The 16635-nt window shown below is 51.4% G+C and carries 18 protein-coding genes; 12 read left to right on the forward strand and 6 right to left on the reverse strand.

The genetic code is table 11. The features are described from left to right. Positions 1–5: 5 nt before the first annotated feature. The 8 genes from asnB (at position 6) to E6B08_RS07730 (ending at position 10823) form a co-directional block, all read left to right on the forward strand. Positions 6–1892 carry an asparagine synthase (glutamine-hydrolyzing) gene (gene asnB, locus E6B08_RS07695; RefSeq protein WP_136913479.1) on the forward strand — a complete coding sequence of 629 codons (1887 nt, stop codon included), beginning with the start codon at positions 6–8 and terminating at the stop codon, positions 1890–1892. Between the two features lie 69 nt (positions 1893–1961). After that, positions 1962–3290 (forward strand): hypothetical protein, encoded by a 1329-nt coding sequence (locus E6B08_RS07700; protein ID WP_136913480.1) that lies wholly within the window; start codon positions 1962–1964, stop codon positions 3288–3290. Beyond that, positions 3287–4390, forward strand: a complete 1104-nt coding sequence (locus E6B08_RS07705) for a glycosyltransferase family 4 protein (protein WP_136913481.1) — start codon at positions 3287–3289, stop codon at positions 4388–4390. The genes E6B08_RS07700 and E6B08_RS07705 overlap by 4 nt, the downstream gene beginning before the upstream one ends. Positions 4391–4401: 11 nt before the next feature. Further along, the gene (gene wecB, locus E6B08_RS07710) at positions 4402–5481 is read left to right on the forward strand and encodes a non-hydrolyzing UDP-N-acetylglucosamine 2-epimerase (RefSeq protein WP_136913482.1); all 1080 of its coding nucleotides are present in this window, start codon (positions 4402–4404) and stop codon (positions 5479–5481) included. 7 nt (positions 5482–5488) lie between these two features. Further along, a complete protein-coding gene (locus tag E6B08_RS07715; RefSeq protein ID WP_136913483.1) occupies positions 5489–6700 on the forward strand; it encodes a glycosyltransferase family 4 protein in 1212 nt (403 codons plus the stop codon). Between the two features lie 14 nt (positions 6701–6714). Beyond that, positions 6715–7686, forward strand: coding sequence for an NAD-dependent epimerase/dehydratase family protein (locus E6B08_RS07720; RefSeq protein ID WP_136913484.1), 972 nt, complete (start codon positions 6715–6717; stop codon positions 7684–7686). Positions 7687–7730: 44 nt separating this feature from the next. After that, positions 7731–8699 (forward strand): MraY family glycosyltransferase, encoded by a 969-nt coding sequence (locus tag E6B08_RS07725; RefSeq protein ID WP_136917346.1) that lies wholly within the window; start codon positions 7731–7733, stop codon positions 8697–8699. Between the two features lie 129 nt (positions 8700–8828). Then, complete coding sequence (locus E6B08_RS07730) at positions 8829–10823, forward strand: polysaccharide biosynthesis protein (RefSeq protein WP_136913485.1); 1995 nt, start codon at positions 8829–8831, stop codon at positions 10821–10823. Between the two features lie 79 nt (positions 10824–10902). Here the strand turns inward: E6B08_RS07730 and E6B08_RS07735 are convergent, their stop codons facing one another. The 3 genes from E6B08_RS07735 to tnpB all read right to left on the reverse strand — a co-directional run bounded on the left by E6B08_RS07735 (position 10903) and on the right by tnpB (position 13674). Further along, the gene (locus E6B08_RS07735) at positions 10903–11913 is read right to left on the reverse strand and encodes a D-glucuronyl C5-epimerase family protein (protein ID WP_136913486.1); all 1011 of its coding nucleotides are present in this window, start codon (positions 11911–11913) and stop codon (positions 10903–10905) included. A gap of 846 nt (positions 11914–12759) precedes the next feature. After that, entirely contained in the window at positions 12760–13149 is a 390-nt protein-coding gene (locus E6B08_RS31445; protein WP_416194374.1) for an acyltransferase family protein, read from the reverse strand. Positions 13150–13386: 237 nt separating this feature from the next. After that, positions 13387–13674: an IS66 family insertion sequence element accessory protein TnpB gene (gene tnpB / locus E6B08_RS07745; RefSeq protein WP_238349291.1), complete on the reverse strand. Its 288-nt coding sequence runs from the start codon at positions 13672–13674 to the stop codon at positions 13387–13389. Between the two features lie 216 nt (positions 13675–13890). On the opposite strand from tnpB, the gene E6B08_RS30795 reads away from it, so the two are divergent. The 3 genes from E6B08_RS30795 to E6B08_RS07755 all read left to right on the forward strand — a co-directional run bounded on the left by E6B08_RS30795 (position 13891) and on the right by E6B08_RS07755 (position 14613). Further along, positions 13891–14037, forward strand: a complete 147-nt coding sequence (locus E6B08_RS30795) for a hypothetical protein (RefSeq protein WP_192938627.1) — start codon at positions 13891–13893, stop codon at positions 14035–14037. Further along, complete coding sequence (locus E6B08_RS31450) at positions 14034–14153, forward strand: DUF6429 family protein (RefSeq protein WP_416194375.1); 120 nt, start codon at positions 14034–14036, stop codon at positions 14151–14153. Before E6B08_RS30795 ends, E6B08_RS31450 begins: the two co-directional genes overlap by 4 nt. 127 nt (positions 14154–14280) lie before the next feature. Then, a complete protein-coding gene (locus tag E6B08_RS07755) occupies positions 14281–14613 on the forward strand; it encodes a ComEA family DNA-binding protein (RefSeq protein WP_136913487.1) in 333 nt (110 codons plus the stop codon). A gap of 51 nt (positions 14614–14664) precedes the next feature. Here the strand turns inward: E6B08_RS07755 and E6B08_RS07760 are convergent, their stop codons facing one another. After that, positions 14665–14832 (reverse strand): DUF2897 family protein, encoded by a 168-nt coding sequence (locus tag E6B08_RS07760; protein WP_136913488.1) that lies wholly within the window; start codon positions 14830–14832, stop codon positions 14665–14667. A gap of 180 nt (positions 14833–15012) precedes the next feature. On the opposite strand from E6B08_RS07760, the gene pyrF reads away from it, so the two are divergent. Next, positions 15013–15714 carry an orotidine-5'-phosphate decarboxylase gene (gene pyrF, locus E6B08_RS07765; protein WP_136913489.1) on the forward strand — a complete coding sequence of 234 codons (702 nt, stop codon included), beginning with the start codon at positions 15013–15015 and terminating at the stop codon, positions 15712–15714. A gap of 134 nt (positions 15715–15848) precedes the next feature. On the opposite strand, the gene E6B08_RS07770 is transcribed toward pyrF, so the two are convergent. Together E6B08_RS07770 and E6B08_RS07775 are read right to left on the reverse strand one after the other, a co-directional pair. After that, on the reverse strand, positions 15849–16100 hold the full coding sequence (locus E6B08_RS07770; RefSeq protein ID WP_136913490.1) for a DUF3077 domain-containing protein: 252 nt from the start codon (positions 16098–16100) through the stop codon (positions 15849–15851). After that, positions 16097–16351 carry a hypothetical protein gene (locus E6B08_RS07775; RefSeq protein ID WP_136913491.1) on the reverse strand — a complete coding sequence of 85 codons (255 nt, stop codon included), beginning with the start codon at positions 16349–16351 and terminating at the stop codon, positions 16097–16099. The genes E6B08_RS07770 and E6B08_RS07775 overlap by 4 nt, the downstream gene beginning before the upstream one ends. Positions 16352–16635 lie beyond the last annotated feature (284 nt).

Consider the following 16635-nt stretch of genomic DNA (forward strand, 5'->3'; position numbering starts at 1 on the left):
TAGTTATGTGCGGAATTTTAGGTGGCGTATGGAAAAAGGCAGATAATTCGCTCGAGGAGCGGGTGAAAGCCGCGCTGCTCACTATCCAACATCGTGGTCCAAACGATTCAGGATATGAAATAACTCCTCTTCATGATAGCCGCCTGGTGCTTGGTCATACGAGGTTGTCAATCATCGACCTGTCGAGTGCAGGGCATCAGCCGATGTATTCGCAGGATCGTAAATATTCTGTGGTTTTTAATGGTGAAATCTATAACTACAGAGAGTTGCGTAGGGAATTGGGCGCGCTGGGGTGCATCTTTAGATCTGATTCAGATACTGAGGTATTGCTGGCTGCTTGGCAGTATTGGAAAGAAGCAAGCTTGTCACGGTTTGTGGGCATGTTTGCATTTGTGCTATTTGATCATGAGTACGGTACTATTACCTGTGTTAGGGATGCTTTTGGGATTAAGCCATTCTTTTATAATTTTGAAGACGGCAACATTATTTTTGCATCTGAGATCCCAGCGATCAAGGCGCTGAAAAATAGTGAGGTAGAGCTGAATTGGCAGCGGGCATATGATTATCTAGTTCACGGCGACTACGATACTAACGAACAAACATTTTTTAAAGATGTTTTGCATCTTCCGCCTGGGCATATTATACGTTACAGCATCGCAACAGGGCAATTGACTGAACCAGAACCTTGGTATACGCCTCGTATTGAAGAGCGTGCCGAGCTGAGCTTTGCGGACGCTGCCGATGAGCTGCGTGAACGTTTTCTGACCAGTATTCGTTTCCACCTCCGAAGTGATGTTCCAATTGGTGCAGCTCTATCGGGTGGTCTTGATTCTTCTGCAGTGGTTTGTGCGATGCGCCATGTAGAGCCAGAAATGCCGATACACACATTTAGCTACATCGCCAAAGGGAGCTCTCTATCGGAAGAGTATTGGGCGGATCAGGTGAATCAGCATGTAGGCGCTCATGCAAACAAGGTCGTCGTATCGCCATTAGATTTGATTCGTGATCTTGATGATATGATAAGTGTTCAAGGTGAGCCTTTTGGCAGTACAAGCATTTATGCCCAATATCGAGTCTACCAGCTTGCCAGGGAGCGAGGAGTCACGGTAACTCTGGACGGTCAAGGTGCTGACGAAATGCTGGCAGGTTATAGCGGTTACCCTGGGCAGCGTATCCGCAGCCTTATTGAGAATGGTGAATACAGCCGCGCCATACGATTCCTGAGAAATTGGTCAAAATGGCCTGGCCGCAGCATCAAGTGGGGTATAGGCTCGACTCTAGGTCAATTCACCTCGGGTAAACTCAACGACTCATTACGTAGATTGGATGGGCGAACCAACATACCTGAGTGGATGCATGAAGGTAGTTTGCGCGACGCTGGCGTTCGATGCGAGAACACGCGACGTCAATGCCCTGTGGACCTAAGGGGGCGTCGATTAACTGCAGAACTCTCAGCTTCATTGCATCAGCGAGGTCTGCAGCACCTGCTACGTCACGGCGACCGAAATTCTATGCGCTTTTCAATTGAAAGCCGGGTTCCCTTTCTGACAACAAAGCTTTCAGAGCTCCTTCTATCCGTCCCAGAGCATTACCTGATCTCGGATCAAGGAGAAACGAAACATATTTTCCGCGCTGCCATGCGTGGGATCGTGCCAGAAGAAGTTCTTAATAGGCGTGACAAAGTTGGCTTTGAAACCCCAGAGCGCGACTTCATAATACAGAATTCAGATAAAATAAGGGGTTGGCTCAAAGACGGTGTACAGCTACCGTTTCTATCTAGCGATCGGGTGCTTCGCGAATTTGAGTTAATAGTTGAAGGTGGTAGAAAATTCACTCCTCAAGTATGGCGTTGGATTAATTTCTACCGCTGGCATCAGATTTTCTTGGGTTGAGCCTTCTAGAGTTATGTGGCTTTCGAGAGTTTAGCGCGAAATGAGCCTTGATTTTTGTGCGGAGGTATTATGAAATCCACTGAGCTAAAAATCAGCTTGCATAGATTTTTGTTTGTTTTTTTTGTTCTTCTGTTTAGAGCGCTGTTGGATGCCTCCTATATTACCGTGATAGCAGGGTCCTTCGCTTCTGAGGGGTTTGTACTTGATATACAGTTGCTAAACTATGTCTCTTCCTGGTTGATCTATGTTTTATCCTTGTTTTTATTGTCGGATCGGGTAAGGCATGTTAGTCATTATTTTTTTGCGACGGCCGTGTTGTCGCTAGTGGCACCGCTGACATCGTTATATGGCCTAGATGCGAGTCGCCCTGTATTTCCGGTTCTTATTTCAATCGGGGCATTAGTGTATGCATATTTGATTTGCTGTCAAAATTTTATTAATTTCAGGGGGCTGCCGGTGGTTCTGGGGGGGCGTGTATTGGCTGTCGCATTATCGCTCGTGTTTGTCGTATTCCTTGTCGTCTGGTTTTATTTCTCTGGAGCGAAATCTAATCTGGATTTTTCCGCAGTATACGAATATCGTGAGCAAAATGCTGAGCTGACAGCGCAAGGTGTTTTTGCATACACAAATAATTGGACCTTTCAAGTATTTACGATTTATTTGATTTGTTTTGCGCTTTTAGCACGGCGATATTTAATTGTCGTTTTATTGCTTGCTGTTCAGGTTTATTTTTTTTCAATTGCTTCCCATAAGTCCATACTCTTTCTTCCGATCCTGGTTGTCAGTGTTTGGTTTTACCTTGGGCGCTCGGATTCCTTGCTTATCCTTCCAGTTGCGTGTGTTGGCGTCATGCTATTATCTTTGTTGAGTTATTCTTTTTTGGATGATTTGTGGTTGTCGTCATTGCTGTCTCGAAGAGTCTTTTATGTTCCCGCGGACCTCTGTTTTGTATATTTTGACTACTTCTCAACCCATGCTCAGGTATATTGGTCGAATTCTGTGCTTTCGTCCCTCTTTATCTATCCATACGGCGATATAGGTATTCCCTACGTGATTGGGGGATATTTGGGTAAGCCTGATATGGGGGCTAATAATGGCTTTGTATCAAGTGGTTATGCACATGCAGGTCTCTTCGGAGTTTTTTTCTATGCAACCCTCGTAGGGCTTCTGCTCAAGCTGGTCAATGATTTGTCAAGTGGCAGAATGCCGATTTGGGTAGCTGTTGCTATTTCACTTGTTCCATTGCGAAGTCTTCTACTTTCATCAGATCTATTTACAGTTATGTTGACTCATGGTTTCGGTATTGCGATTTTGATGATGTACCTTTCACGTAAGCGATCAGTAGTCCAAGATCCGGTCATTTATCAAGAGCTAAATATTTCCAAAGGTAACTCATGAAGATTGCTCACCTAACCTCTGCTCATCCTAGATATGATACTAGAATTTTTTTAAAGGAATGCAGAAGCCTCGCCCAAGCCGGACATGAAACGCACTTAGTAGTCGCTGATGGGAAGGGGAATGAAGTTCGAGATTTGGTAGGCATCCACGATGTTGGCGCTTCGGCGGGTAGACTCAACCGGATGATGGTAGCAACGCGAAAAGTCTACGATAAGGCGCTAGAACTGGATGCGCAGATTTATCATTTTCATGATCCGGAGCTATTGCCTGTCGGTTTGAGGCTCAAGCTTAAAGGGAAAAAAGTAATATTTGACGCCCATGAAGATCTTCCGAAGCAGTTGATGGGTAAGCCCTATTTGAATGGCTTGTCAAAATTTTTACTCTCTAACTTGTTCAAGGTTATAGAAAGGGTCATTTGTAAGCGCTTCGATGTCATTATCACGGCGACACCATTTATTACCGAAAAGTTTAAGTCAATAAACCCTGCAAGCTATACTGTCAGCAATTTTCCCATGATCGGTGAGCTCGCGTGTGGTGAAATTGATTGGTCAAAAAAAGAAAAGGAGGTAAGCTACATTGGCGGTATAGCTGCGATTCGGGGCATTTCACAAGTTGTATCCGCCATGTCCTATGTGAAAAGTGGCGTGCGCCTGCAATTGGGCGGTCGATTTTCAGAGAGTTTAGTTGAAAAATCGGCGAAGGCCGATGAAGGGTGGTCACACGTGGATGAGCTCGGCTTTGTGAGCAGAGAGGGAGTTCGCGATGCACTTTCCCGATCCGTGGGTGGGATAGTTACTTTCTTGTCCGCACCGAATCACATAGATGCGCAGCCTAATAAAATGTTTGAATACATGAGTGCCGGGGTTCCTGTCATTGCTTCTAATTTTCCTCTATGGCGCCAGATCATCGAGGGTAATGGGTGCGGTCTGTGTGTGGACCCAATGGATCCCGAGAAAATCGCAGCGGCCATCGATTATTTGGTAGAACATCCTGCCGAAGCTGAAGCGATGGGGCGCCGTGGTCAGCGCTCAGTCCAGGAAAAATATAATTGGTCCATTGAGGAGAAAGTCCTCCTTGGGATATACGCGAAGCTGGTGTGATGGAGTTTTCTTTGAAAATACTTACTATTATCGGCGCACGGCCACAGTTTATCAAGGCAAGTGTGGTCTCGCGAGCGATCGGCCAAAAGCTGGAGCTGGATGAGATCATTGTTCATACCGGGCAACACTTCGACGCCAATATGTCGGACATTTTCTTTGAACAACTCGGTATACCAAAGCCGGACTACCAACTGGATATCCATGGCGGCTCTCACGGGCAGATGACCGGTCGCATGCTCATCGAAATTGAGAGCGTGATGCTCAGGGAAGCCCCGGATCGTGTCATGGTCTATGGCGACACTAACTCCACGTTGGCTGGTGCTTTGGCGGCCGCCAAGCTGAATATTCCAGTTGCGCACATTGAGGCTGGGCTGCGCAGCTATAACATGCGCATGCCTGAAGAGGTCAATCGCATTCTGACCGATCAGGTCAGCGACGTCCTGTTTTGCCCTACAGAAGTTGCGATTGACAACCTCAAGAATGAAGGTTTCTCCGAGAAGTCTGTGAAAATCCTTAATGTCGGCGACGTCATGCAGGATAGTGCTATTTTCTTCGCTCAACGGGCCACTGCGCCAGCCGAATCAGTTCCGCCATCAGGATTTGTTCTAGCAACGCTGCACCGCGCCGAAAATACGGACGACCCAGTCCGTCTTGCCTCAATCGTGCAAGCTCTGAATGAAATCAATCGAAAGGTTGCTCCGGTTGTGCTTCCTTTGCACCCACGTACGCGAGGTGTTGTAGGGCGATTGGGGTTGAAGTTGGACGCCCACGTCATTGACCCTGTCGGTTATCTGGAAATGATCTGGCTGTTGCAGCGCTGTGGTCTGGTGCTCACCGACAGCGGTGGTGTGCAGAAAGAGGCGTTTTTCTTCGGAAAGGCATGCGTAACCATGCGCGACCAGACTGAATGGGTTGAATTGATTACTTGCGGCGCGAATGTTTTGGTAGGTGCCGATTCCGACCGAATTGTTGACGCGGTGAATCGCAACCACGGGCGCGCTATTTTGGACCCAGATAACCTCTACGGTGGTGGGCAGGCGTCCAGTAAGATCGCCCAGTATTTGAGTACATTTCCACTGAAAGCCGCATGAGGCATACATGAAAATAATGTATGTAAACCCATACGCGGGTGGGCCAGGGGTGGGTCGCTATTGGCGTGCCTATCACTTGGCCTGTGAATGGAAAAGAGAGGGACATGAAGTGACTGTCGTCTCGCCTGCCTATCATCATCTGATGGAGGGAGAGGCGATGGCGGTGGGGCGATCGGAGCACGGTGGGGTGGCTTACAGTTTTCTACCGGCCCTGAAGTACGCGGGTAATGGATTGAAGCGGCTGCTGGCGATGCTGTTTTTCGCCTTCACTTTGCTGGTGTTTCTGATCAAGCTACCGCGCGACATGCGCCCAGATCTGATCATCTACTCGTCAGCTCACCCATTTGCTTACCCAAGTGCGCTGCTTATGGCGAAGCTCTACAAGGCTCGCATCTATTTCGAGGTCAGAGATCTGTGGCCGTTGAGTCTTGTCGAGGTTGCGGGTGTCAGCACACGTCACCCGATTGTCTGGTTATTAGCGAATATCGAGCGCCTCGCCTACCGGGCATCTGACAAGGTCATATCGCTACTGCCGGGAGCTTTTGAATATATGGGCAAGCGTGGTTTGTCTGAAAGCCGCTTCGTCTATGCACCGAATGGTTTTTCGCTTGCGCCCTCAGCCGTGCAGGCACATGCGCATCTCCTGCTGTCGGATTTGGAGTCGTTCAGACGCAATGGAGAGTTCATCTACTTTTATGCTGGAGCCTTGGGTGAGCCCAATGCGATGCATAAATTTGTGGATGCCCTCGAGTACTTGTCCTTTCCGGCAGGTCGCAACATTCGATTCGTCATCGTGGGCAAGGGCGAACAAGCCGAAGCACTCGAGCGTCGCTGTGCAGAACGGGCGTTCGACTACGTGAGCTTTTACGGTCAGGTCGACAAGAGCGTCATTGTTGAGGCCCTGAAGAGCGTTGATGCAGGCTTTTTCGTCATGCACGACCTGCCGATCTACAGGTTCGGCATCAGTTTGAACAAACTGTACGACTACATGGCGCTTGGAGTGCCTGTGGTAGGGGCTTATCGAGCGTTTAACGACCCATTGGCTGACGCAGGTTGTGGCATTTCGGTTGTTCCGGATCGGCCAGAGGAGCTGGCTGCTGCCTTCAGGTCACTTGTTGTCCGCGATCCGGCTGCCCTGCAGGCCATGGGCGAACGAGGCCGAGCTTATTTGACGGCCAATTTCGAATACGCAGCCATTGCGAGGAAAATTCTCGCATGACTCAAGGAGTCCGTATGATTTTGGTCACAGGTGCGTCCGGCTTCATTGGAAGAGCATTGTGCTCGAAGTTGGCTAGTGAGCACTTGTTTGTGCGCGGAGCAGGCCGAAACCAAGTGGGCCCCGCAGAGTTGTCAGACTACGTAAGTTGCGATTTAGAGCGCGATGCCGAACTCGACGAGTTGTGTGAAGGGGTTCATACAGTCATTCATCTTGCGGGGCGCGCGCACGTCTTGAACGACACCTCGGCGGATCCTGCTGCTGCATTCCACAGTGCCAACGTTGAGGCCACGATCAGGCTTGCCCAGGCAGCGATCCGGCAGGGTGTGAGCCGTTTCATCTTCCTCAGCTCGATAGGCGTGAACGCAGCGGAAACAGGCGAGGGTATCGCCGTGTCCGAGAGTAGCCCCTGCACGCCGACACAGCTTTATGGCGTGAGTAAGCTGACAGCTGAACGTGAGCTTGAGCAGCTGATCCAGGGAACCAGTATGGCGCTGGTTGTGATTCGACCGCCCCTCGTCTATGCCAGCGATGCGCCTGGCAATTTCCATCGGTTACTGAAGATAATTGGTAAGGGGCTGCCCCTTCCATTCGCAAGGGTGCGAAATCAGCGCAGCATGGTTTCCCGAGAGAATCTGGTGGATTTCATCCACGTTTGTGTTGAGCACTCGCTGGCAGCGAATCAGACATTCGTTATCTCGGATGGCGTCGACGTTTCCACGCCCGAAATCGTGCGGTACCTTGCCAGCGGAATGGGCAAACCGCCGAGGCTTTTCGGGTTTCCAGTTTGGATGTTGGGCGCGGGCTTGATTGTGCTGGGAAGAAAAAGCATGTACAGCCAATTGTGTAAATCGTTGGTGATAGATTCGAGTAAAGCCCGGCAGTTGCTTGGCTGGACTCCACCAGCAGCGCCTGAAGATGCGCTGCGCGCGGCAGGACAACATTTTGGGGTGCAGGATCATGACGAGCTAGGAGCGAAAACACCTTGAGTAGCATTCTTCTGTTTATCTGGGCTTTTTTCGCCGCACTTGTCATGACCGGATTGCTTCGTAGGTATGCGATCGCCCGTAGTATTATCGATATACCCAACGCGCGGAGTTCACACAGTATGCCAACTCCGCGTGGCGGCGGCGTCGCAATCGTTGTAGTGTTCATCGCTGGTTTGCTGGTTTGCATGCTGTGCGGCTTTGGCCGTTGGCAGGAATTGGTCGGAGTTGGCGGTGCCGGGCTGCTGATCGCGGTTATTGGCTTCATGGATGACCATGGCCATATTGCCGCCCGCTGGCGGCTGCTGGGGCACTTCGGTGGGGCCTTGTGGCTTTTGTACTGGCTCAGCGGCTTTCCTGTCCTTGAATTGTTTGGATTCAAGCTGGAAGCGACTCTGCTGCTCGTTGTCTTTGCCGTTTTTTATCTGGTATGGCTGCTTAACCTCTACAATTTCATGGATGGCATCGACGGGCTTGCGAGCGTCGAAGCGATTACCACGACTCTGGGTATTTCGCTCATCTATTGGATGTGTGGCTTCGAGGATCTGATCATTCTCCCCTTGTTGCTGGCGCTTGCCGTCGGAGGGTTTCTTTACTGGAATTTTCCTCCCGCGAAAATTTTCATGGGGGACGCTGGAAGTGGCTTCCTGGGGATCACCCTCGGAGCGCTCTCGATTCAAGGCGCCTGGATGTCGCCAGCGATTTTCTGGTCTTGGTTAGTACTCATGGGTGTGTTCATCGTCGATGCCACCTACACACTTATTCGCCGGCTTACTCGCGGCGAAAAGCTGTACGAGGCTCATCGTAGTCATGCTTATCAGTTCGCCTCTCGCCGGTTCGGACGGCACCTGCCGGTAACAGTCGCAGTGCTGATTCTCAACGTGGTCTGGCTATTGCCGATTGCGATCGCCGTGGCGTTGGGGTGGCTGGCCGGTCCGGTCGGTGTGCTCATCGGCTACGCCCCGTTGGTTGGGCTCGCGGTCAACTTTAGGGCGGGTGAACTGGAGCATTCTTGATCCAGGTAATGGCCCAAGTGCCGGATACGGAAAATAATAAAGTCATGGTGAGTCGCACTCTGCGGTGCTTCTCATCACCAATGGCCTGGATGGCCATGGTCTCAAAGAGTGCGAGGGCCCACTGGAAAAATGAATAGTTTGAGAACGCGCATGCTTGCACTGCCACGCCGGTACAAGCGAGCTCTGCAGGTCGCCGTGGATGTGCTGCTGGTGGTCGTTGCCCTGTGGCTGGCTTTTGCGGTGCGCCTGGGTATTGATGAAATGCCCAATCCGTTGGTCAGTCATCCGTGGCTGTTTGTTGCGGCGCCTGTGATCGCCGTCCCGATCTTTATCCGCTTCGGCATGTACCGCGCGGTCATGCGCTACTTCGGCAACGATGCGCTGATCACCATTATCAAGGCTGTCAGTCTGTCTGCGCTGATTCTGGCCTTGATCGTCTACTGGTATGCCAACCATAAATACATCGTGCCGCGCTCCATTATCTTCAACTACTGGTGGCTCAGCCTGATCATGATCGGCGGATTGCGCCTTATCATGCGTCAGTACTTTCTGGGAGACTGGTTTGCGACCAAGCAGCATGTTCCGTTCACCAGCCGTGACAATGGGTTGCCGAAGGTAGCGATCTATGGTGCGGGCGCTGCTGGTAATCAGCTCGTTGCCGCCCTGCGAATGGGGCGAGTGATGCGGCCTGTGGCCTTCATCGATGACGATGAAGGTGTGGCTGATCGGGTCATTTCCGGCCTTCAGGTCTTCAGGGGGCAGGACATTCAGAAAATGATCGACGTGACGGGGGCTGAGGAGGTGTTGCTTGCTGTCCCGTCTGCAACTCGAGCGCGACGCAGGGAAATCCTGGGGGGCCTCGAAAGGTTTCCGCTTCACGTCCGAAGTGTTCCCGGCATCATGGACTTGGCGAGTGGGCGGGTTAAGGTTGACGATATTCAGGAGGTCGATATCGCAGATCTTCTGGGTCGGGATGCAGTCCCTGCACAACTAGATCTCATGGCCCATTGCATTACCGACCAGGTAGTCATGGTGACCGGCGCTGGCGGTTCAATCGGCTCGGAGCTATGCCGTCAGATCCTTTTGCTCAAGCCTAAAACCTTGCTGCTGTTCGAGCATAGTGAGTTCAACCTCTATAGCATTCACAGCGAGCTGGAACAGCGTATCCTGCGCCATTCGTTACCTGTTCGCCTGGTTCCGTTCCTCGGCTCCATACGTAATGAGAAGCACCTGTATGACACGATGTCGATGTGGCATGTCGATACGGTCTACCACGCGGCTGCGTATAAGCATGTACCTATGGTCGAGCATAATATCGCCGAGGGTGTGCTCAATAACGTAATCGGTACACTTAATACTGCGCAGGCTGCGCTGCAGGCCAACGTCTCGAACTTTGTACTGATCTCAACTGACAAAGCAGTGCGCCCGACTAATGTAATGGGGAGCACCAAGCGGTTGGCGGAAATGGTGCTCCAGGCCTTAAGCAAAGAACTAGCCCCCGTTCTGTTTAGTGATTCCGCAAATGTGGCGCGCGTTAACAAGACTCGGTTCACCATGGTGAGGTTTGGGAATGTTCTTGGCTCTTCGGGCTCGGTGATTCCTCTCTTCTACAAGCAGATCAAGGCTGGCGGCCCGTTGACTGTTACGCATCCCAAAATTACGCGCTATTTCATGACCATCCCTGAAGCTGCGCAGCTCGTGATTCAGGCCGGATCGATGGGGCAGGGCGGTGATGTATTTGTTTTGGATATGGGGGAGCCGGTCAGAATCGCAACGCTGGCGGAGAAGATGATTCATCTGTCAGGGCTGAGTATCCGCTCGGAAGAAAACCCTCATGGCGATATTGAAATTGAGTTTACGGGATTGCGTCCTGGTGAAAAGCTCTATGAGGAACTTTTGATCGGTGACAATGTTTCGCCGACTTCGCATCCGATGATCATGACTGCTAATGAAGATTACCTCGCTTGGGAAACCTTGAAGGAAAAGTTATTGGCCTTGATGCAGGCCGTGGGGAGCGAAGACTTTGGTCTTGTGCGCAAGACGTTGCGAGAGTTGGTAAGCGGCTATACACCTCAGGATGAAATTGTAGACTGGGTGTACCAGCAACGCCGCCAAGATTTTTGAGTGTAGGGATTCAACTGGCTTTGATGGTTTGGTTTAACTTGTTTGAGAATAATAAAGGGCTGCAGATGCAGCCCTTTATTCATTTCTTCGTGACGCTGTCCTGCCAGTGAACAGCGAACTCCTTCAGAATTTTATCACCTGTTACAAAGTACAGGCAGTTCAACAAGGAAATATGGGTCGCGTGGTAGCGCAATGGACCATGCGGTATTTTTCTGTTGAATGTGATATGAGTTAGGTCGTAGGAAGAAAATCCGCCGAAGTCGTAATAAGGAAGGATTTCATCCAGCGTCCTGATACCCCGCTTAAATAAATCTTCAGCCTCTTTTGAGCCTGTTATCTGCCACCAGTCGTAAAGACCAAGTAGGGTGAACATGTACCCGTTTAGGGTGTAAATGTTCTTATCGCCTACGTATTCCTCGAAGAAGATATAGCCGTCCAGGGACTTGTCCAGATCCTTCATGGAAGTGAAGGGGCCGCCATGGTCGATAGGCACCGTCAAGAAGTGCAGCGCCTTATTCCCTGCCTCCAGTAGGTCTGGGCGCTGGTCGACATGGTAAGCCCTGGCAAGCACGCTGAGCGCCGTGCCTTGGGCCATTCCGCTCACCCAGCCTGGCGGATAAGTCTTGCCCAATGCGTAATGGTGGAACGGGAAGTTGTAGCGGAACGCGCCCTCGAAGCTCTGCATGCTTAAAAGCTTGTTGACGCCATTCCAGAATGTTTTTCCAGGCTTGCCCGGAAGGGTAGATCCGTACTCGGACAGTGCATAGTGAGAAATGGTGATGGGGTTGTACTGGTACTCACTACCGAAAAGAACCATCGGCATTCCGTTGGCGTCCAGCTTGATGCGTCCAGCGGTTTTGAAGTGAACCGTTTTGCTGTAGTTCAGGTAGTCACCGGTGGCTGTGTAGTTCTGCGAGCGTGACGAAGCGTCAAGCTTTACGCGAATGTATTCTTCTCGGAATTGTTCACCCGCTGCCGCCTGCTCCGCATTGGGTTTGTATTCTGGCCACTTGGGTATGTATTGATAACCAACGTAGACGGCTAATGCGAGACCTGCAATTGAGGCTACTGCTATAGATATTTTCTTCATCGGCCCATTGATCTTTGGTTTATTTTGTATAAGTGCTTCGAATGTTTTCTGTTAATTATAACTAGGCTTTTCTAGTTGTTTTCATGTTGTACTGCTATGTTTTGGTTGGGGTTTTCATTGTGGCGCCAGGAATATCGTTCTTTCATTTTTAGTAGCGGCTTTTCAAATAGCACATAGCTCAGAGGAGCAACGATAAACGTTAGCCAAAGCCCGGTATACAACGGTGGGGGGAAGGCCGCCCCTGTCCGATATGGGCCGTTTCCAGTGAATACCCCTTGCCACACATAGAGGCCGTAGCTAATTATGCCGATAATTACTAATGGCTTAAATCCTAGAATCTTAACTAGCGTCGATCCCTGGTTGTATTTAATGTAAATCAGAATGCTGCACATGGATATTATCCATGGAAGCTCGTAGGTGGTAAATGCCGGAGAAAAAATCCAGTGACAATGCATATTAATGCAATGGATGACTTTGAACTGTCAGAGAAGAATGAAGACAGGCCTGACATTCTAGAAGCAATTGCGGTAACACATCCGCAAAGAATCGGCAGCATTGCCGGGAAAGTCCAGCGGTTTGGATACCATGAATCAATGTTCTGGTAGAACACTGTTCCCATGTTAATGCATGCTATGATCATAACTTTTGCGATAATTGCTGAAAATCGCTTTCCCAGCATGAATATAAATGGCCAAAATAAGTAAAAGTGCTCTTCTACTGACAGAGACCAGAAGTGAGAAATTGTTGAGTGATCGCAGGCTTTGCTGATGAAGTTAACTGTGTATGTGAGTGAAAAAATATACGAGCAGTTTGGTATACTTGCTTTGCCTATGTAATCCATGTACATCAGGAGGAATATAGATAGTACAGGGGGAAAATCCTCATTGCCCTGCGTTTTATGAAGGCGACTATGTCTACTCGGCCGGTGGATTCTTTTTCTTGGATTAGGAGTGTGGTAATCAAGAAACCTGAGAGTACAAAGAAAATGCTAACCCCAATGTGCCCGTTCATTAATGATTTTATTTTTGCGCTTTCTATGCCTATATAAGGCCATAGTACCGAGTGAGATATTATTACGCATATGACGGCAATGCCCCGCAGGCCGTCTAATCCTTTTATTCGATTTGTCATCATGCTGCCTTGAAATAAAAACGACAAATTGTGAATCACACCACTCGGTGTGTCCACCCCTTTTGCGACCTGAGCGCCAATCCACAAGCAGCATCTGGTAGTCATCCACGAGACAACAAAAAACCTATCGCAAGCAGTTTTTGCATGGAGAAACTCAACGGTTAGAATTCCTGCATGCCGATGCTGGCGGCTCGAACGCGCTCGCCTTCCCGGAGATGCTGGCGTGGTCCGAAGGCACCTCGACCATCAAGGACAGCGACCACGGCTACAACGTACTGGTAGGCGAAGGTTTTCACCGACTACAGAATGCACTCACGTGCCGGTGCCGGTGCCGCTGCCTCGCTATCGGGGATCAGCTGCACAGCCGTGGGTCGGTACCAGTGCCTGGCCCGCACCTGGGACGCGATCATGAAAGCGCTCTGCCTCCAGACGCTTGAACCGGAGACAGAAAGCGTTGCGCTCCCAGTGGAGAATCCTCACCTGGTTACGAGTGCGGTTGAGAAACACGAATAGCACGGGGTTGAAGAGTTCCACTTTGATGGCCAACTCAACCAGAACAGCTAGGCCGTTGATAGATTTGCGGAAGTCGATGGGCTTGGGATACAAGTAGACCTTCTTGCACTTTAGCATCTGGGCGCATCATGGTGGTGAATGCCTGTGAGACATGTGGGCATTCGGCTCCAATTATCTGCAGGGTACGGGCAAGCGGGGTTTATGAAGCGGTTGCGCTGATCTTGGGCAGTCGAAAAGTTGGTTAGAGAAAATGCAGCCGCATGAGACACCACATGCTCGGAAGGCTGTGGCGATCAATTGGAGTCAGCTGGAGCGTTATGTAAAGGTTGGGTATTGGCAACCAACAATCCGGCAGAGCGCGCGATAGAGCCTGCCCTTGTTGGGGAAACCGAAGAGTGCGGGGTCGAACATGGCGACTTTGATATCCAGCTCGACCAGAGTGGTGAGGCCGTCGATGGATTTTCAAATGTCTACGGGTGAATCGACTGCATCACCAGTGTTTCATCAGCAATCCAGTGAACAGGAACAAATCTATCTGGTTGACGGAGGAGCGTACGGTTCATTGTAGGAAAAATTACCCAACGGTTTCGCAATAATCTGAGACGTCTAATCCAGTAACTATTGCTCAGCCAACGATACTGGTCGAATCGCCTGTGACCCGCTAGCTTGAAAAGGCAGCCAAGGAGCTGCTGCATTCAACCCCACCTCACAGGAGTGACCGTTATGTGTAAATCCATCCTCAAACACCTTCTGCTTCCTCTGTTCGCCGGCCTGTCGTTCAACCTCAGTGCAGCCACAACGACCGCGAGCTTGCCGAACGAACCGATGCCAGTCGTAACCCAAGCCCAAACCCCATCCAGCCTATTGAACCTGAACACCGCCGACGCCCTAACGCTACAACAGGAGCTAACCGGAATCGGCAAAGCCAAGGCAGAGGCCATCGTGGCTTACCGGGATGCCAACGGCCCATTCGCTTCGGTGGATGAGTTGCTTGAAATCAAGGGTATAGGTAACGCTTTACTTGAGCGCAATCGAGGCAAACTGGTAGTCGAGTAAGCCAACTGGCCGGGGCAGGGTATTACCTGCCCCAACGCCATAGCGCTGCATCTACCGATCCTGCGCATCCTTGGCATCCGCCGCAGCATTCCGCTCATGCACCTTACGCAACTGCTCCTCAGTCAACGGCAACTTCTTCGCCGTATCCCGCAACATCATCAGCCCGCCCACGATGGAACCAAGGGCTATGAGCAGTATCAGCCATGCATACCAGGGCATTGTCTTTCTCCTATGGCCTATCGGGCCTCGATTGTACAATTTTTGAGCAATCACCCGGCCCATTGGTTCAATTATAGAAGTGGCACCTCACCACACCAATTCCGATGACCCACGGCCCCCAATCCCCGCCCCACATCGTTTACAATGCGCGCCGTTCAAGACTTGCCAAGAGACCCGCCCATGCCCGCCTGCCAGACGCCCCTGATCGTCGCCCTCGATTTCCCAACCCGTGACGCTGCCCTGAAACTGGCTGACCAGCTCGACCCAGCCCTGTGCCGGGTAAAAGTCGGCAAGGAACTGTTCACCAGCAGCGCCTCGGGTATCGTCGAAACCCTGTGCGAGAAGGGTTTCGAAGTGTTCCTCGACCTCAAGTTTCACGACATTCCCAACACCACGGCCATGGCGGTAAAGGCTGCAGCCGAGATGGGTGTATGGATGGTCAACGTGCACTGCTCCGGTGGCCTGCGCATGATGTCGGCTTGCCGCGAAGTCCTGGCCAAGCGTACTGGGCCGCAACCGTTGCTGATTGGTGTGACCGTGCTGACCAGCATGGAGCGTGAAGACTTGGCCGGTATCGGCCTGGATGTCGATCCGCAGGAGCAGGTACTGCGTCTGGCTGCATTGGCTGAAAAGGCGGGTATGGATGGCTTGGTCTGCTCGGCCCTCGAAGCGCCTGCACTGAAGACTGCGCATCCTTCGCTGCAACTGGTGACGCCAGGTATTCGTCCAGCAGGCAGCGCCCAGGACGACCAGCGCCGGATTCTGACTCCGCGTCAGGCGTTGGATGCGGGTTCTGATTATCTGGTGATTGGTCGTCCGATCAGTCAGGCGGCTGACCCGGCCCAAGCGTTGGCGGCAGTAGTTGCAGAGATTCGCGCTTAATTGGCCTGTTGCCTATAGCGGAAGGAGGGCCGGCATTTTGAATGCCGGCCCTTTTTCGTGGTGTGTTCATCGCCGGCAAGCCGGCTCCTACATCCGAAAATTTAGCCCTCTGATTGGCAACGGCTCGAAGCGGATCATTCAGCGCAGTTGAAGCCGATCTCCATATCGTTGATCAGTGCCTTGGCCATGGCGCTGAGGATGCGCGCTGCACTGCCGGCGATCCGGTTGCTTTCCATTTCGGCCTCTTCGGCGAGGTGCTCGATGCAACCGAGCAGGGCAGAGAGTTCGGAGAAGGCATGGTCGAGGGGAATGCCTGGGCGGATGGCATATAGCCCTGAGAATGTCGTCTGGCCTGCGGTCGTGTGAGCACCGAGCGTGGTTTTCATCGCGCACGCTCCAGAGCCGTTAGGTGATCGAAGACCGCGGCCAGCAGGTCGGTAGACATTGCCATTTCGTCGAGGGCGAAGTTTGCCTGTTCCTCGGATTGCGCGTTCAAGTACTTGTCACTGGCTTTGGTGAAGCTTTCCATGAGCCTGGTTGCGCAGAATATGGCATCTTCGCGGGGAACGCGGTGGGGAAGTGTGTAAGTGGAGGAGGGGTGATCGGTTGGTGGGTCGGGGACGATTTTCTTTGTCATGGTGTGGGTCCTTATTCGCTGAAGTTTCCGACACCCAGACCTTTCTCACGGATTTAGGTGGCAGCCGCACACGGGGTGAGAAACCGAGCGAATAAGGAAACTCGGCCAGACCGAAGTCTGCCCGTGTACGGCCACCATCACAGCGTCCACTTATTCGTCGTCAGGTTCTCACACCCGGTCACCTCTAAATGGCGACCTAGGAACGTTATTCCTGGGGTACTGGCCCGACAACAGTGAAACTTCAGCGGTGCGCGTAGGATAGTTCCGAAGCAGCTTCGTTTTGA

This window comes from Pseudomonas putida (assembly GCF_005080685.1).
Lineage (GTDB): Bacteria > Pseudomonadota > Gammaproteobacteria > Pseudomonadales > Pseudomonadaceae > Aquipseudomonas > Aquipseudomonas putida_V.

Coding starts and splice junctions, on each gene's coding strand:
- E6B08_RS07775 (WP_136913491.1), bottom strand. CDS start 16,351: ATGACAAAGAAAATCGTCCCCGACCCACCAACCGATCACCCCTCCTCC.
- E6B08_RS07725 (WP_136917346.1), top strand. CDS start 7,731: ATGACCGGATTGCTTCGTAGGTATGCGATCGCCCGTAGTATTATCGAT.
- asnB (WP_136913479.1), top strand. CDS start 6: ATGTGCGGAATTTTAGGTGGCGTATGGAAAAAGGCAGATAATTCGCTC.
- E6B08_RS07755 (WP_136913487.1), top strand. CDS start 14,281: ATGTGTAAATCCATCCTCAAACACCTTCTGCTTCCTCTGTTCGCCGGC.
- E6B08_RS07730 (WP_136913485.1), top strand. CDS start 8,829: ATGAATAGTTTGAGAACGCGCATGCTTGCACTGCCACGCCGGTACAAG.
- E6B08_RS07735 (WP_136913486.1), bottom strand. CDS start 11,913: ATGAAGAAAATATCTATAGCAGTAGCCTCAATTGCAGGTCTCGCATTA.
- E6B08_RS31445 (WP_416194374.1), bottom strand. CDS start 13,149: ATGACTACCAGATGCTGCTTGTGGATTGGCGCTCAGGTCGCAAAAGGG.
- E6B08_RS07720 (WP_136913484.1), top strand. CDS start 6,715: ATGATTTTGGTCACAGGTGCGTCCGGCTTCATTGGAAGAGCATTGTGC.
- E6B08_RS07760 (WP_136913488.1), bottom strand. CDS start 14,832: ATGCCCTGGTATGCATGGCTGATACTGCTCATAGCCCTTGGTTCCATC.
- pyrF (WP_136913489.1), top strand. CDS start 15,013: ATGCCCGCCTGCCAGACGCCCCTGATCGTCGCCCTCGATTTCCCAACC.
- tnpB (WP_238349291.1), bottom strand. CDS start 13,674: ATGCTAAAGTGCAAGAAGGTCTACTTGTATCCCAAGCCCATCGACTTC.
- E6B08_RS07715 (WP_136913483.1), top strand. CDS start 5,489: ATGAAAATAATGTATGTAAACCCATACGCGGGTGGGCCAGGGGTGGGT.
- E6B08_RS07700 (WP_136913480.1), top strand. CDS start 1,962: ATGAAATCCACTGAGCTAAAAATCAGCTTGCATAGATTTTTGTTTGTT.
- E6B08_RS07705 (WP_136913481.1), top strand. CDS start 3,287: ATGAAGATTGCTCACCTAACCTCTGCTCATCCTAGATATGATACTAGA.
- E6B08_RS07770 (WP_136913490.1), bottom strand. CDS start 16,100: ATGAAAACCACGCTCGGTGCTCACACGACCGCAGGCCAGACGACATTC.